Origin of the sequence: Salinicola corii (assembly GCF_008298015.1) — a bacterium.
Classification (GTDB): Bacteria; Pseudomonadota; Gammaproteobacteria; order Pseudomonadales; family Halomonadaceae; genus Salinicola; species Salinicola corii.
The window spans coordinates 544,487-559,795 of record NZ_VTPX01000002.1 but is presented as its reverse complement, the minus strand read 5'-3'; the positions used below and the strand labels follow the sequence as shown (position 1 = coordinate 559,795).

Annotated in this window: 12 protein-coding genes and 2 tRNA genes; 2 read left to right on the top strand and 12 right to left on the bottom strand. The window is 62.2% G+C overall.

Annotated features, from left to right (window positions below; all coding sequences use genetic code 11):
- The 10 genes from F0A16_RS06495 to F0A16_RS06450 form a co-directional block, all read right to left on the bottom strand.
- Window positions 1-317 (bottom strand): ParA family protein (locus F0A16_RS06495; RefSeq protein WP_149434545.1); only part of this gene is annotated, 317 nt, incomplete at its 3' end.
- Window positions 318-447: 130 nt separating this feature from the next.
- Window positions 448-524 (bottom strand) — tRNA-Arg (locus F0A16_RS06490).
- A gap of 53 nt (window positions 525-577) precedes the next feature.
- Window positions 578-670 (bottom strand) — tRNA-Ser (locus F0A16_RS06485).
- A gap of 218 nt (window positions 671-888) precedes the next feature.
- Window positions 889-1,086 (bottom strand): carbon storage regulator CsrA, encoded by a 198-nt coding sequence (gene csrA / locus F0A16_RS06480; RefSeq protein WP_075570877.1) that lies wholly within the window; start codon window positions 1,084-1,086, stop codon window positions 889-891.
- 229 nt (window positions 1,087-1,315) lie between these two features.
- Window positions 1,316-2,560, bottom strand: a complete 1,245-nt coding sequence (locus F0A16_RS06475) for an aspartate kinase (protein ID WP_149434544.1) — start codon at window positions 2,558-2,560, stop codon at window positions 1,316-1,318.
- 202 nt (window positions 2,561-2,762) lie between these two features.
- Complete coding sequence (gene alaS, locus F0A16_RS06470) at window positions 2,763-5,366, bottom strand: alanine--tRNA ligase (protein ID WP_149434543.1); 2,604 nt, start codon at window positions 5,364-5,366, stop codon at window positions 2,763-2,765.
- A gap of 405 nt (window positions 5,367-5,771) precedes the next feature.
- On the bottom strand, window positions 5,772-6,281 hold the full coding sequence (locus F0A16_RS06465; protein WP_149434542.1) for a regulatory protein RecX: 510 nt from the start codon (window positions 6,279-6,281) through the stop codon (window positions 5,772-5,774).
- Window positions 6,282-6,310: 29 nt separating this feature from the next.
- Window positions 6,311-7,375, bottom strand: coding sequence for a recombinase RecA (gene recA, locus F0A16_RS06460; RefSeq protein ID WP_149434541.1), 1,065 nt, complete (start codon window positions 7,373-7,375; stop codon window positions 6,311-6,313).
- A 169-nt stretch (window positions 7,376-7,544) separates the two neighbouring features.
- Window positions 7,545-8,087: a CinA family protein gene (locus tag F0A16_RS06455; RefSeq protein WP_149434540.1), complete on the bottom strand. Its 543-nt coding sequence runs from the start codon at window positions 8,085-8,087 to the stop codon at window positions 7,545-7,547.
- Between the two features lie 206 nt (window positions 8,088-8,293).
- Complete coding sequence (locus F0A16_RS06450) at window positions 8,294-8,479, bottom strand: hypothetical protein (RefSeq protein ID WP_149434539.1); 186 nt, start codon at window positions 8,477-8,479, stop codon at window positions 8,294-8,296.
- A gap of 219 nt (window positions 8,480-8,698) precedes the next feature.
- On the opposite strand from F0A16_RS06450, the gene mutS reads away from it, so the two are divergent.
- Both mutS and fdxA read left to right on the top strand, forming a co-directional pair.
- The gene (gene mutS, locus F0A16_RS06445; protein ID WP_149434538.1) at window positions 8,699-11,281 is read left to right on the top strand and encodes a DNA mismatch repair protein MutS; all 2,583 of its coding nucleotides are present in this window, start codon (window positions 8,699-8,701) and stop codon (window positions 11,279-11,281) included.
- Between the two features lie 228 nt (window positions 11,282-11,509).
- On the top strand, window positions 11,510-11,833 hold the full coding sequence (gene fdxA / locus F0A16_RS06440; RefSeq protein ID WP_149434537.1) for a ferredoxin FdxA: 324 nt from the start codon (window positions 11,510-11,512) through the stop codon (window positions 11,831-11,833).
- 222 nt (window positions 11,834-12,055) lie between these two features.
- Here fdxA and eno read toward each other — a convergent pair whose 3' ends face one another.
- Together eno and F0A16_RS06430 are read right to left on the bottom strand one after the other, a co-directional pair.
- The gene (gene eno, locus F0A16_RS06435; RefSeq protein WP_149434536.1) at window positions 12,056-13,348 is read right to left on the bottom strand and encodes a phosphopyruvate hydratase; all 1,293 of its coding nucleotides are present in this window, start codon (window positions 13,346-13,348) and stop codon (window positions 12,056-12,058) included.
- A gap of 191 nt (window positions 13,349-13,539) precedes the next feature.
- Entirely contained in the window at window positions 13,540-15,198 is a 1,659-nt protein-coding gene (locus tag F0A16_RS06430) for a CTP synthase (RefSeq protein WP_149434535.1), read from the bottom strand.
- Between the last annotated feature and the right edge of the window lie 111 nt (window positions 15,199-15,309).

Sequence of the window (15,309 nt, the reverse complement as noted above, 5' to 3'; positions counted from 1 at the left end):
CGGAAGCGACCATTGGGGGCGTTGAGCAGCAATTGCTGCAACTGACTCTGGTGGTCGTTCGATACAATGATATCGAGGTTGGAGATCGCGGTACGGGAGATGATCTGGTCGAGATCGACCAGGTCGGTGGCGAGCAGCTCGTAGGCCCCACCCGGTGCCGTATCCGTGATGTCGTAGTAGGAAGAGAGGGTTGGCTGGGAGTCCAGGTCGATAAGCAGTACCCGGAACCCGGCATCGGCCAGCAGGCCGCCTAGATTGGCCGTGACGGTGGTTTTACCGACGCCGCCTTTGGAACAAACCGTTGCAAGAACACGCATTTACCCGCACCTCGTCCAAAAAATGAATGGAACGAGTGCAAGGGATTTGGGTAATTTGAGAAGTGTTCTCTTAGGAGAGTTGAAACTCGGCTATCCACGGAGGGATACTAGAGGAAAATCCTGCGCTGGATGGCGCGCCCGGGAGGATTCGAACCTCCGACCCCCTGATTCGTAGTCAGGTACTCTATCCAGCTGAGCTACGGGCGCTTGATCCACGTTTCTTTCACACAGTGTTGATCGTGTTTTCGCGCTTGCGAAAATGGCGGAGAGGGAGGGATTCGAACCCTCGATAGGGCTATAAACCCTATACTCCCTTAGCAGGGGAGCGCCTTCAGCCACTCGGCCACCTCTCCCCGATCAGCACGGCGCGTAGATTACCGATTCCGTTTGGCCTTGTCCAGCCGATAGACCAAAAAAAATTCCCAAAAACCTTAGAGGATGAAGAAGTTACCGCAAGGCTGGCGCCACCAGAGCGAGTATGGAAGAGCGAAGGAGAGTTCCAGAGAAAGCCCGAGCCGATAAAGGGGACGACTTCACCAGCCCAGACGGTACCAAAGCGCCTATCCAGCACTCACGCGCCAGGATCGCCGTCTTCGTCCTCGGATTTCTCACGCTGGATGCGCTGATAGATCTCTTCACGGTGGACGGCCACATCCTTGGGCGCATTCACGCCAATACGCACCTGATTCCCTTTCACTCCCAGAACCGTGACGGTAATGTCGTCGCCGATCATGAGAGTCTCTCCCACGCGACGGGTCAGGATGAGCATTATCTGATCTCCTTCTCAGGGCCTTCTTCCATTCTCGGGTCAAGCTCTCGGGCCTCCTGCAAGGCAGGTCTGCCACCCGAGGAGCGATTATGCGTCATACGGGCCCTCAGGCCAATGACGCCATTCCATGAAGACCCGTGGCATCGTTGAAAGAGCGCAGGTTTCCTTCGCTTCCTTCCAACTCCCCCTTAGCGTAGAACGCCTGGGCCATTCGTGAAGGCGTTTTCGATCATTCGCTTTGAATACTGTCCTTATCGAGGCCAAAGGCGGTGTGCAGCGCTCGCACCGCGAGCTCCATCGCCTTCTCGTCGATCACGACGGAGATCTTTATCTCCGACGTCGAAACCATCCGAATGTTGATATTTTCTTCGGAGAGAACGCGGAACATCTTGGACGCGACGCCGGCGTGGGAACGCATGCCGACGCCGACCAGAGAGACCTTGGCGATGTTCTCGTCGCCCCGCAGGTCGCCGCCGCCCAGGGCCGGGATGACGTCGTTCTGCAGAATCCGCATGGTCTGCTTGTAGTCGCCCTTGGCAACGGTGAAGGTGAAGTCGGTGTAGTCGCCAGCCGGCGCCACGTTCTGGACGATCATGTCGACTTCGATATTGGCATCGGCGATCGGACCCAGAATTCTCGAAGCCACGCCGGGAACGTCGGGCGTGTTGAGCAGCGTGAGCTTGGCCTCGTTCGCGGTGAAAGCGATACCGGAGATGAGCGGTTCTTCCATCGATTCGAATTCCTCGTCTGCCACGATCAGCGTGCCCGGGCCTTCCTCGAAACTCGAGAGCACGCGTAACGGTACGTTGTATTTGCCGGCGAACTCCACCGCCCGAATCTGGAGAACCTTGGAGCCCAGGCTCGCCAGCTCAAGCATCTCTTCCACCGTGATCTTTTCCAGGCGCTGCGCCTTGGAGCAGACCCTTGGGTCCGTGGTGTAAACGCCGTCCACATCGGTATAGATCTGGCACTCGTCCGCATTCAGTGCCGCGGCCAGCGCAACGCCGGTGGTGTCCGAGCCGCCGCGCCCCAGGGTAGTGATGTTGCCCTCCTCGTCGACACCCTGGAAACCCGCCACGACCACCACCTGGCCGTCATCCAGATCCTCCTGGAGTTCATCGGTTTCGATACGCTGGATGCGTGCCTTGGTATGCGCGCTGTCGGTGCGAATGCCCACCTGGGCGCCGGTGTAGGACGTCGCCGGCACACCCAACTGGTGCAGGGCCATGGCCAGCAGCGAAATGGTGACCTGCTCCCCGGTCGAGACCAGCATGTCCATCTCGCGCGGCGTCGGATCCTCGTTGATCTGACTGGCCAGGCCGATGAGGCGATTGGTCTCGCCGCTCATCGCCGATACCACGACGACGACCCGGTGTCCGGCATCGCGATCACGCTTGACCTTCTCGGCCACGGCCTTGATCCGCTCCACCGAGCCGACCGATGTGCCTCCGAATTTCTGTACGTATAGCGCCATGAGTCTGCTCAATGCTCCCTAGCGTTGTCGACCGGCGCTGGCGCCGATCGTGAATGCATTTGCGCTTTGCCTGAAAAATGCCTGCGCTGATCCATACGGCGTTAAAAATCGACTCAAAATGCTCATTTATCCCGCGTAAACTCCGCTTTTTCGCCAATTTTTGCCTTGTCTGGCTATCGCTCGTCGATTTTTCAGACAGAGCTTAGGCCAGCCGCTCGGCAATCCAGGCTGGCACGCTCTCCAACGCCGCCGGCAGCCGTGCCGGATCGCTGCCGCCAGCTTGAGCCATGTCGGGGCGCCCGCCACCCTTGCCACCGACCTGCGCAGCGACGTGGTTGACGAGTTCGCCAGCCTTGACCTTGGCGACCAGGTCGTCGGTCACTCCAGCAATCAGGCTGACCTTGCCTTCCTGGGCCGTCGCCAGCACCAGCACGCCAGACCCCATTTTCTGCTTGAGCTGGTCGTGCAGCCCCCGCAGGTCCTTGCCGGAGACCCCCTCGAGCTGGGTCGCCAATACCTGAACCCCTTCGACCTCCTGCGCCTTCCCGAGCAGATCGCTACCCGCCGCGCTGGCCAGCTTGGCCTTGAGACGCTCGAGCTCTTTTTCCAACCCCCGCTGTCTTTCGAGCACGGCGTCCAGTCGCTCGACGATCTGCTCCGGCCTGGCTTTCAGGCGCTCGCCGACCGTATTGAGGTTACGCTCTTGCGCGTCGAACCATGCCATCGCCGCCTCGCCGGTGATCGCCTCGATACGCCGCACACCCGCCGCGGTGCCGGACTCTGAGACGATATGGAACGGTCCGATGTCACCGCTTCGGGCCACGTGCGTCCCACCGCAAAGCTCGATCGAGAAATCGTCGGCGCCGATCGTCAGCACGCGCACGCTATCGAGGTACTTGGCTTCGAACAGGGCGCGGGCGCCCCTGGCCTTGGCCTCGTCGAGCGTCATCAGTTCGGTCCGTGTCGGCGCATTGGCCATGATCTGAGCATTGACGATGCGCTCGACCTGCGCCAGCTGCTCAGGCGTGAGCGGCTCGAAATGACTGAAATCGAAGCGTAGACGTTCGGCGCTGACCAGCGAGCCCTTCTGCTGGACATGATCGCCGAGCGTCAACCGCAAGGCTTCATGGAGCAGGTGGGTCGCCGAGTGGTTGCGCATGGTTGCCAGACGCAGCGCGGGATCCACCCGTGGCGCGAGCATCTCGCCGACAGTCACGCGCCCGTCGACCATCACGCCTTCATGGAGATGATGCCCCGCCTGCTTGCGAGTGTTGGTCACCTGAAAGCGGCCAACGTCAGTTTGGAGGTAGCCGGTATCGCCCACCTGACCGCCCGACTCGGCATAGAAAGGTGTGCGATCCAGCACGATCACCCCCTTCTCGCCCTCCTCGAGTGCCGAAAGCGCATTGCCCGCTTCATCGACGATCGCCGTTACCTTCGACGAATCCTCCAGCCGATCATAACCGGTAAACTCGGTGCTGCCCTCGAGCTCGAGCGCGGCACCGTAATCGCCGCCGAACTGGCTCGCGGCACGCGCTCGCTGGCGCTGCGCTTCCAGCTCGCGCTCGAACCCTGCCTCGTCCAGCGTCACGCCGCGCTCTCGACAGACGTCGGCAGTCAGGTCGAACGGGAAGCCGTAGGTGTCATAGAGCTTGAAGATGGTTTCGCCTGGCAGGACGTCGTCTTCGAGCGCAGAGAGCGCCTCTTCGAGCAACTTCATGCCGTGATCCAGCGTCCGCGCGAACTGCTGCTCCTCCTTCAACAATACCCGCTCGATCTGATCGCGGGTCTGACGCAGCTCGGGGTAGGCCTCGCCCATCTCGGCATCCAGTGCCGCCACCAACTTGTGGAAGAACGGCTCGCTGGCGCCCAGCTTGTGCCCATGACGTACCGCACGGCGGATAATGCGACGCAGCACATAGCCACGCCCTTCGTTGGACGGCAGGACCCCGTCGACGATCAGAAAGGCACAGGAGCGGATATGATCGGCGATGACCCGCAGCGACGGCGTCTTGATATCGGCGTGGCCGGTCACGTCGGCCGCGGCCAGCAGCAGATTCCGAAACAGGTCGATCTCATAGTTGGAGTGAACGCCCTGCATCACGGCGGCCATGCGCTCCAGCCCCATGCCGGTATCGATCGACGGCTTGGGCAGCGGGTTCATCTTGCCGGACGCGTCGCGATCGAACTGCATGAAAACGAGGTTCCACACCTCGATGTAGCGATCCCCGTCCTCTTCCGGGCTTCCCGGCGGGCCGCCCCACACCTCGGGGCCGTGATCGTAGAAGATCTCCGAACACGGGCCGCAGGGGCCGGTATCGCCCATCTGCCAGAAGTTGTCTTCATCCAGGCGCGACAAGCGCGCGGGGTCGACACCAATATCGTCAATCCAGATTCTGGCCGCTTCGTCGTCGCTGATATGGACCGTGACCCAGAGCTTGTCCTTGGGTAACGCCAGAACTTCGGTAATGAAGGTCCAGGCGTAACGAATCGCGTCGGCCTTGAAATAGTCGCCGAAGCTGAAGTTGCCCATCATCTCGAAGAAGGTGTGGTGACGAGCGGTATAGCCGACGTTGTCGAGATCGTTGTGCTTGCCACCGGCGCGCACGCAGCGCTGCGCCGAGGTAGCGCGCATATAAGGACGGGGATCTCGCCCCAGAAACACGTCCTTGAACGGCACCATGCCGGCATTGGTGAAGAGAAGCGTGGGATCGTTTTCCGGCACCAGAGAGGCGGAAGGTACGATAGTGTGCCCGCGCTCCGCGAAGAAGCTCAGGAAAGCCTGTCTGATATCTGCACTTTTCATAAACAATCCGTGGCGATAGGCGTGCCCACGGCGGCTAGCAGACCACGTGGCGACGCAGAATCCGGCAATGAAAAGGCGCCGTGAACGCCTCTCCTGCCATCGCAAAGCGCATTAGTATAACGTGGTCGGCCAATAGTCTGTCGAGTGCGACACCATTGTCGCCTGCCCGACATCCTCGTCACGCTTCGTGGGCAACCGACAGGTGACCGGCCCGCAATACGAGCGTCGCGCGCGTCTGTACCTCGCTCTGGAGGGCCCTTCCACACACGCTTCAGACGGTTGAACGGTGACTCGGGTCATGCGGGAGAGAAGGTTGCAGTACCCCGATGGGCTGCCGGCTTGCAGACACAAGAGGAGGAAAAGCCCGGAAACCCAGGGGCTGGCATGGGAGTCTACGATGGGAGTTCACAGAGCATTGTTCTGCCAGGCATGCCTCATGGCGTAGCGAACCTGTTCGAACTCGAAGCCACGTCCCGCCAGAAAGCGCTCTCGCTTGGCGCGCTCTCGGGGCGTGGCACCCGGTGAGTCGAAGCGCTTGGCGAGGGCCTGACTCGCCAGATCCCCCCAGTCGGGGGCCTCACTCTCGAAAGCCGACGACATCAGCGACTCATCGATTCCCCGCCGTGCCATGTCGACTCGAATCTTGACGGGGCCCTGCCCTTGCGCAATGCGCGAGCGGACGAAGACCTCGGCGAATCTCGCATCGGACTGGAGCCCCTCCCTCGCCAGTTCATCCAGGGCCTGCCGGATATCCTTGCTCTCCAGGCCCTTCGCGCTCATGCGTGTTTCCAGCTCGACGCGGGAGTACTCGCGCCGGGCCAGGAACCGAATGGCAACGTCTCGGGGGGACACCTCCCGGGATACATCGTCTCGAGAAGCGGCATCACCGCAGAAGGCGCCGTTGCGCTCAGTCATCGATACCCTCGCCCTCCAGAGGTGGCGGCTTACAGCAGCGTATCGCCGGAATCGTCGTTTTCGGCGACGGCCGCTTCGGGTTCCTTCTCCTTGGTCGCCGGCACCGCGAGCAGCTGGGCCCGAATCTGCGTTTCGATCTCGGCCATCACCTCGGGGTGCTCCTCGAGATACTGCGCGGCGTTGGCCTTGCCCTGGCCGATCTTGCTGCCCTTGTAGCTGTACCAGGCCCCCGCCTTATCGACCAGGTTGCACTGCACGCCAAGATCGATAACCTCGCCGGCATGGTAGATACCCTTGCCATACAGGATCTGGAACTCGGACTGACGGAACGGCGGCGCCACCTTGTTCTTCACCACCTTGACCCGGGTTTCGTTACCGGTGACCTCGTCGCCCTGCTTGACCGAACCGATACGGCGAATATCGAGGCGCACGCTGGAGTAGAACTTGAGCGCGTTGCCACCGGTGGTGGTCTCGGGGCTGCCGAACATCACGCCGATCTTCATGCGAATCTGGTTGATGAACACCACCATGCAGTTGGCGTTCTTGATATTGCCGGTGATCTTGCGCAGCGCCTGGGACATCAGGCGCGCCTGGAGGCCGACGTGGGAATCGCCCATCTCCCCTTCGATTTCGGCGCGCGGCGTCAGCGCCGCCACGGAATCGATGATGATGACATCGACGCCACCGGAGCGCACCAGCATGTCGCAGATCTCGAGTGCTTGCTCGCCCGTGTCGGGCTGGGAAACCAGCAGTTCGTCGAGATCGACACCGAGTTTTTCGGCATAGCTCGGGTCGAGCGCGTGCTCGGCATCGACAAAGGCGCAGGTCTTGCCATCCTTCTGGGCCTGGGCGATCACCGACAGGGTCAGCGTGGTCTTGCCCGAGGACTCCGGACCAAAGATCTCGACGACACGACCGTAAGGCAACCCGCCGACACCCAGTGCGATATCCAGGCCCAGAGACCCCGTCGACACCACCGGAATCGCGGTACGCGGGGTATCGCCCAAGCGCATCACGGTGCCTTTGCCGAATTGACGATCGATCTGTGACAGTGCCGCATTGAGTGCCTTGCTGCGGTTTTCGTCCTGTGCCATGAACGTCTCCTATGGATGCACGAAGTGAGACGAAGCAGCGCCGGTCGCAGCGCTCGGCTCACGTACTGTATGGTTAGACAGTAGTATGGCGAAAAAAAGCGCTCCCGCCTATCCCCCGCCGAAGATTTTCAATCCTGCCGTCGCGGAGCCCCGGACGCCGACTCCTTTGTCATTGTAGAGGGGCTCTGCCGGGCCGGCTTTTCGCCAGCGATTCAATCAGTCCCGACAGCGCCACGGCAACCGCCAACTCTCGGACCCGCCGACGGTCGCCCGGCAGGTGATGACGCTGCACGCGTTGATGGTGTTGGTTGCCCCAGGCGAACCACACCGTACCCACGGGCTTGTCGGGACTGCCCCCGGCCGGACCGGCAACGCCGCTGACCGCGACACCGAGCTCGGCCCCGCTATCGCGACAGGCACCGATGACCATCTCCCTGACGGTCTCCTCGCTGACCGCGCCATGGGCCTCCAGTGTGGCCCGCGACACCCCCAGCAGGCGCTGCTTGGCGGCATTGGCGTAGGTCACGTAACCGGTCTCGAAGTAGGCGGAGCTGCCGGCGATCGCCGTGATGGCGCTGGCGACGCCACCCCCGGTACAGGATTCCGCGGTGGTCAGCCGGACACCCAGCGCCAGACAGGCCTCTCCCAGGCGCCGGGAGAGCGCCTCGCAATCCGATTCGGCGTCCAGAGGCGATGTGGAGTCGTTCGTCATGGGCAACTTCCTCTTTCAGGGATCACTCTACCCGTCGGCTGCCGCTCCCCGGGTGACGGCGGGTGCAGAGCCGATGGAGAAACCGATCGCCACCCAGTATGCGGAGAATCGTGGTTCGTGCAATCGCCGAGGGGACACGGCGGGGACGCCTGCGTATCGCGGGACGAGCGCGCCCTGGCGGGAGGACGACGATGGCGGGAGGCGGGTCAATCCGGTTCGCGGGGATCCCGGGCTGAAGGAATCACCGCCGGATGACGCGCCGCCAGTTCGGCAACGGCGATCTCCAGCAGCACGACGGCGAGTTCGCTGAGATTGACGTTACGCTTGTTGGCTTCGATGGCCAACAGGCGATACGTGGAATCGCTGAGGTGGTTGAGCACCAACCGGGCCATATTGGGAGTCCTCGAGTACCGATTTCACACACTGTAACGAGTTATCGACGGGCACTCAGGCTGAAATCACTACACCTGAGGCATGATCCCCTCTAAGGCGACCGTCACCTCGCGCCGTGCCGGACCCAGCCACCGCGTGGTAACCTTGCCCTTCACCGTACGACCCGGCATTCCGATGCCCCTCTGTGTCCCAAGAATCGACGGAGCTTCCGAGACACCATGCAGGACGCGGCCTCCAGCAAGAGCACCCAGCATACGCCGATGATGGCGCAGTACCTCAAGATCAAGCGCGAGCATCCGGATGTACTGCTCTTCTACCGGATGGGTGATTTCTACGAGCTTTTCTACGACGATGCCAAGCGTGCATCGCAACTGCTCGACATCACGCTGACGGCCCGTGGGCAGTCGGCCGGCAAACCGATCCCCATGGCGGGCATCCCCTACCACAGCGTCGAGTCCTACCTGGCGCGACTGGTCAAATCCGGCCAGTCGGTGGCCATCTGCGAACAGATCGGCGATCCGAGCACGGCCAAGGGGCCGGTGGAACGTCGCGTCGTGCGCATCGTCACACCGGGAACGCTGCTCGACGAAGCCCTGCTCGATGCCAGCCGCGACAACCTGCTGGTGGCCCTCCATAGCACCGGCGAACGCTGGGGTATCGCCTGGCTGGAACTCTCCAGCGGCCGCTTCAGCGTACTCGAGATCGACGGCGAGGCGGACATGCTGGCCGAGATCCATCGCCTGCAGCCCGCGGAGCTACTGGTCGCCGAAAGCCTCGATCTCTCGCCGTCGCTGGTGGAGCGGACCGGCCTGAAACGCCAGAACGACTGGCATTTCGACCTGGAGACCGCCAACCGTCTGCTGTGCGACCAGTTCGAGGTCGCCGATCTCAGGGGCTTCGGTTGCACCCATCTCGAAACCGCGCTGGTCGCCGCCGGCGTGCTGATCGACTACGCCAGGGACACCCAGCGTTCCCGACTGCCCCATGTCACTGCGCTGAGCGTCGAGAGCCGTGACGAATCGGTGGTGATCGATGCCGCCAGCCGACGCAATCTCGAGATCGACATCAACCTCGGCGGCAGTGGTGACAACACTCTGGCCAGCGTGCTCGACACGACCGTCACGCCGATGGGATCGCGTCTACTCAAGCGCTGGCTCAATCGGCCCCTGCGTGACCGGCATCAGGTCGGCGCCCGCCAGGCAGCGGTGCAGTTGCTGCTCGACGCGGACCAGTACCTGCTGATCCGCGAGCCGCTCAGCGAGGTGGGCGATGTCGAGCGGATACTGGCGCGGGTGGCACTGCGCAGCGCCCGTCCCCGGGATCTGGCCCGCCTGCGCGACGCGCTCAACGTGCTGCCGACGCTGCAGGCAGATCTCGAGCGTATCGAAGGCGAGAGCGCACTGGACGACCTCGCCCGCCATATCCACCCCTATCCCGAACTGGCCGACACCCTGACCCAGGCGCTGATCGACAACCCACCGGTGGTAATCCGGGACGGCGGTGTCATCCGCGAAGGCTTCGATGCCGAGCTCGACGAGTACCGCGGGCTGGCCGAACACGCCGGCGACTATCTGATCCAGCTCGAGCTTCGTGAGCGCGAACGTACCGGTCTGCCGGGCCTCAAGGTCGGCTACAACCGGGTCCACGGCTACTACATCGAAATACCGCGCGCCCAGGCTCGCGAGGTGCCGGCGGACTATATCCGCCGCCAGACGCTGAAGAATGCCGAGCGCTTCATTATCCCCGAACTCAAGGAGTTCGAGGACAAGGCGCTGTCCGCCAAGTCTCGCGCGCTGGCGCGGGAAAAGCTGCTCTACGAAAGCCTGATCGACACGCTCAATGCCGATCTCGACGCGCTGCAGGCCACCGGTCGTTCGCTGGGCGCGCTCGACGTGCTCTGTGCCTTCGCCGAACGCGCCCAGCATCTCGATTTCGTGCGCCCGCAGCTATCGGAGACCCCCGGATTCAACATTATCGGCGGTCGCCACCCGGTCGTGGAACACGTCAGTCAGCATCCTTTCGTGCCCAACGACCTGATCCTCGACGAGAACCGTCGCATGCTGGTGATCACCGGCCCCAACATGGGGGGCAAGTCGACCTACATGCGCCAGGCGGCGTTGATCGCCCTGCTCGCCCACACCGGCAGCTTCGTGCCGGCGGATAGCGCCGAGATAGGTCCGGTGGACCGGATCTTCACCCGTATCGGCTCCAGCGACGACCTCGCCGGCGGACGCTCCACCTTCATGGTGGAAATGACCGAAACCGCCAGCATTCTCCACAACGCCACCGCCGAAAGCCTGGTGCTGATGGACGAGATCGGCCGCGGTACCAGCACCTTCGATGGCCTCTCGCTGGCCTGGGCGAGCGCCGAGCACCTCGCCGCCCAGCGGGCATTCACGCTGTTCGCCACCCACTACTTCGAGATGACCGCGCTGGCCGACCAGCAGGAGACGGTGGCCAACGTCCACCTGACCGCAGCGGAGCATCGCGACGGGATCGTCTTCATGCACCGCGTCGAGGACGGGCCGGCCAGCCAGAGCTATGGCTTGCAGGTCGCCCAGCTCGCCGGTGTGCCCCAGACCGTGATCACCCGCGCCCGCGACAAGCTTGCCAGTCTCGAGCAGCCTGCCGCCATGCCGGTGGCGTCCGACGAACGCGTTCGGCCCACGGGACCACAGCAGGCGGATCTGTTCGCCGCGACACCGCATCCGATACTCGAGGCACTGGAGACGCTGGATATCGACTCGCTGACACCCCGGGCGGCGCTGGAGCTTCTCTATTCCTGGCGCGATCAACGCTGAGCGGCATTGAAGCTATAACGCCATTCCTCGATGTTCCACGTGGTCGCTTGCCGGAGCTAGCGCCAGCCGCCTAAAATATGGCGCCATTCGAACAGCACGCGGCGGCATCGTGGAAGCGGTGATTTCAAGAACATCTTTAAATCCGCTTAGACCGTGACCAAGGGCTGTGACATAGGGCTGCGACAACACCAGTTACCTGGCCGGGCCGTCAATCAGGAGAGAACACCCATGACGTTCGTCGTCACCGAGAACTGCATCAAGTGCAAATACACCGACTGCGTCGAAGTCTGCCCGGTGGACTGTTTCTACGAGGGGCCCAATTTCCTCGTCATTCACCCCGACGAGTGCATCGATTGCGCACTGTGCGAGCCGGAGTGCCCCGCCGAAGCGATCTTCTCGGAAGACGAGCTACCTGACGGCCAGCAGCAGTTCATCGAGCTCAACGCCGAGTTGGCCGAGGTGTGGCCCAACATCGCCGAGCAGAAGGATCCGCCGGAAGATGCCAAGGAGTGGGACGGCAAGCCCAACAAGATCGAGCTTCTGGAGCGCTGATCCCGCCATTGGTCTGGCTCCAGTATCAAACGCAAGAAGGCCGCTCGGTGAGCGGCCTTCTTGCGTTTCAGTGCCGTAGCATTGGCGCAGCATTACCTCCTAGCGTCTTAGCGAGCTAGAGACAGACAAGGCAAAAGCGGCCGCAGAAGCGCAGTTTACGCAGTTGTAAATGAGCATTCTAAGGCCGATTTTAACGCGGTCTGGCCGACGCGCAGCAAAACGCTACTGCCCTTTAATGGCCTTCAACCCCGGATAGCTCACCTTGCCACCCAACTCCTGCTCGATCACCAGCAGACGGTTGTACTTGGCGACACGGTCGGAGCGGCACAGTGAGCCGGTCTTGATCTGGCCGGCGGCGGTGCCCACGGCGAGATCGGCGATGGTGGTGTCTTCGGTTTCACCGCTGCGATGCGAGATCACCGCGGTGAAACCGGCATCCTGGGCCATCCTGATCGCGTCCAGGGTCTCGGAAAGCGAGCCGATCTGGTTGAACTTGATCAGAATCGAGTTGCCGATCTGCTCGTCGATGCCACGCTTCAGGATCTTGGTGTTGGTGACGAACAGGTCGTCGCCGACCAGTTGGACCTTGTCGCCCAGCTTCTCGGTCAGCGCCTTCCAGCCATCCCAGTCCGACTCGTCCATGCCGTCCTCGATGGAGACGATCGGGTACTGATCGCAGAGATCGGCCAGGTAGTCGGTGAAGCCGGCTGCATCGTACTGCTTTCCCTCGCCGGCTAGGTCGTAGGTGCCATCCTTGAAGAACTCGCTGGAGGCGCAATCGAGCGCCAGCGTGACGTCATCGCCCAAGGTATAGCCAGCGTCGCTGACGGCCTGTTTGATGACCGCCAGCGCTTCGGCGTTGGACGCCAGGTTCGGTGCAAAGCCGCCTTCGTCACCGACCGAGGTGGAAAGCCCCTTGGCAGCGAGTACCTTCTTCAACGAGTGGAAGATTTCGGCGCCCATGCGCAGCGCTTCACGGAAATTGGCGGCGCCGACCGGCTGGATCATGAACTCCTGAATGTCGACGTTGTTGTCGGCGTGCTCACCACCGTTGATGATGTTCATCATCGGCACCGGCATGGTGTACTGGCCCGGCTGGCCGTAGAGTTCGGCAATGTGCGCGTAGAGCGGCACGCCCTTTTCGGTTGCTGCCGCCTTGGCGGCAGCCAAGGAAACCGCAAGTATCGCATTAGCGCCGAGACTCGCCTTGTTATCGGTCCCGTCCAAGGCCAGCATGGCGTCGTCGAGCGCACGCTGATCGCTGGCATCCATTCCCACCAGACGCTCGCGAATCTTGCCGTTGACGGCATCGACGGCCTTCAGCACGCCCTTACCCAGATAGCGTGACTTGTCGCCATCGCGCAGTTCCAGCGCTTCACGAGAACCGGTGGAAGCGCCGCTGGGCGCGCACGCGCTGCCCGTGATGCCACCACTCAGTGTGACCTGCGCCTGTACGGTGGGGTTGCCACGGGAATCGAGCACTTCGAGGGCGCGGATATCAACGATCTCAGCCATGTTACATCGTCCTGTCGGTTGAAAAATCAATGATCGAGGGTGAAGCGCTCGGTCCTTGGCATGCAGGTGCCGAGCGCGGTGATTCAATCATGTTAGCAGTTCCGGAGCTTAGCCAGCGTAGGCATCCCAGGTCCAGCGTCTGCAACGACAGCGGGGGATGAATCGCTTCATCCCCCGCTGTCATCGCTCGATCACTCCTGATGCGCCATGCCATGCTGACGCTGGCGCTGCGCCTTGTGCTCCAGCGCCGCGTTGACGAAGCCGGTGAACAGCGGATGCCCGTCGCGCGGTGTCGAGGTGAACTCGGGATGAAACTGACACGCCACGAACCAGGGGTGGTCCGGCAGTTCGATCATCTCGACCAGCGACTGATCGCCGCTCTTGCCCGAAACGACCAGACCCGCAGTTTCGAGCTGCTCCACGAACTGCTCGTTGACCTCGAAGCGATGCCGGTGACGTTCGGTGATCGTATCCAACCCATAGACTTCATGGGCTCTGGAGCCAGGCTTGAGCCGACATTCCTGGCCACCCAGGCGCATGGTACCACCCAGATCGGAGGCCTCGTCGCGCAGCTCGATCTGCCCTTCCGGGTTGATCCATTCGGTGATCAGGCCGACCACCGGATGCTGCGTCTCGCGGGTGAATTCGGTGGAGTTGGCATCATCCCACCCCGCCACGTGGCGCGCGAACTCGATCACGGCCACCTGCATGCCGAGACAGATACCCAGGTAGGGAACGTCGTTCTCGCGGGCAAAGCGGGCGGTCTGGATCTTGCCTTCCACGCCCCGCTCGCCGAAACCACCGGGAACCAGAATGGCATCCTTGCCGGCCAGACGCTCGGTGCCGTGACGTTCGATCAGTTCGGAATCGATGTACTCGACATTGACCTTCACTCGCGTCTGGATGCCGGCGTGAATCAGCGCTTCGTTTAGCGACTTGTAGGCGTCGAGCAGCTCCATGTACTTCCCGACCATGGCGATATTGATCGTCTTGAGCGGGTTGAGCTTGGCATCGAGCACGTGGATCCACTCGGCCAGGTCCGCCTGCGGCGCGTCGAGACGAAACTTGTCGCAGACGATGTCGTCGAGTCCCTGCTCGTGGAGCATCAGCGGGATGCGATAAATGGTGTCGGCATCCTGCAGCGGGATGACGGCACGCTCTTCGACGTTGGTGAACAACGCGATCTTGCGCCGTTCGCTCTCCTCGAGTTCGACCTCGCTGCGGCAGATCAGAATATCCGGCTGGATGCCGATCGAGCGCAGCTCCTTGACGCTGTGCTGGGTCGGTTTGGTCTTGGTCTCGCCGGCGGTCTTGATGTAGGGCACCAGCGTCAGGTGCATGAACAAAGCGCGATTGGCGCCGACTTCGCTGCGCAACTGACGAATCGACTCCAGAAACGGCAGCGATTCGATATCGCCGACCGTGCCGCCGATCTCCACCAGCGCCACGTCGTATCCTTCCCCCCCCTTGACCACGCGATGCTTGATCTCGTCGGTGATGTGCGGAATCACCTGCACCGTACCGCCGAGATAATCACCCCGGCGCTCCTTGCGGAGCACGTGCTCGTAGACCCGGCCGGTGGTGAAGTTGTTGCTCTGGGTCATCTTGGTCCGGATGAAGCGCTCGTAGTGGCCCAGGTCAAGATCGGTTTCCGCGCCATCCTCGGTGACGAACACTTCGCCATGCTGAAACGGGCTCATGGTGCCCGGATCGACATTGATGTACGGATCCAGCTTGAGGATGGTGACCTTGAGGCCGCGTGCCTCGAGAATCGCAGCCAGCGAAGCGGACGCAATGCCCTTGCCCAGTGAGGACACAACGCCGCCGGTCACGAAGATATATCGTGTCATGGAAAACCTGTCGAATCGTGGTCGTGAAGCTCGTGAGAAAAGACCCGGGGGAGAAAGTCGGGCCAGGATGGGACGTCAGATTACCAGACTCGTTCGAAAGGCTCAATTTTG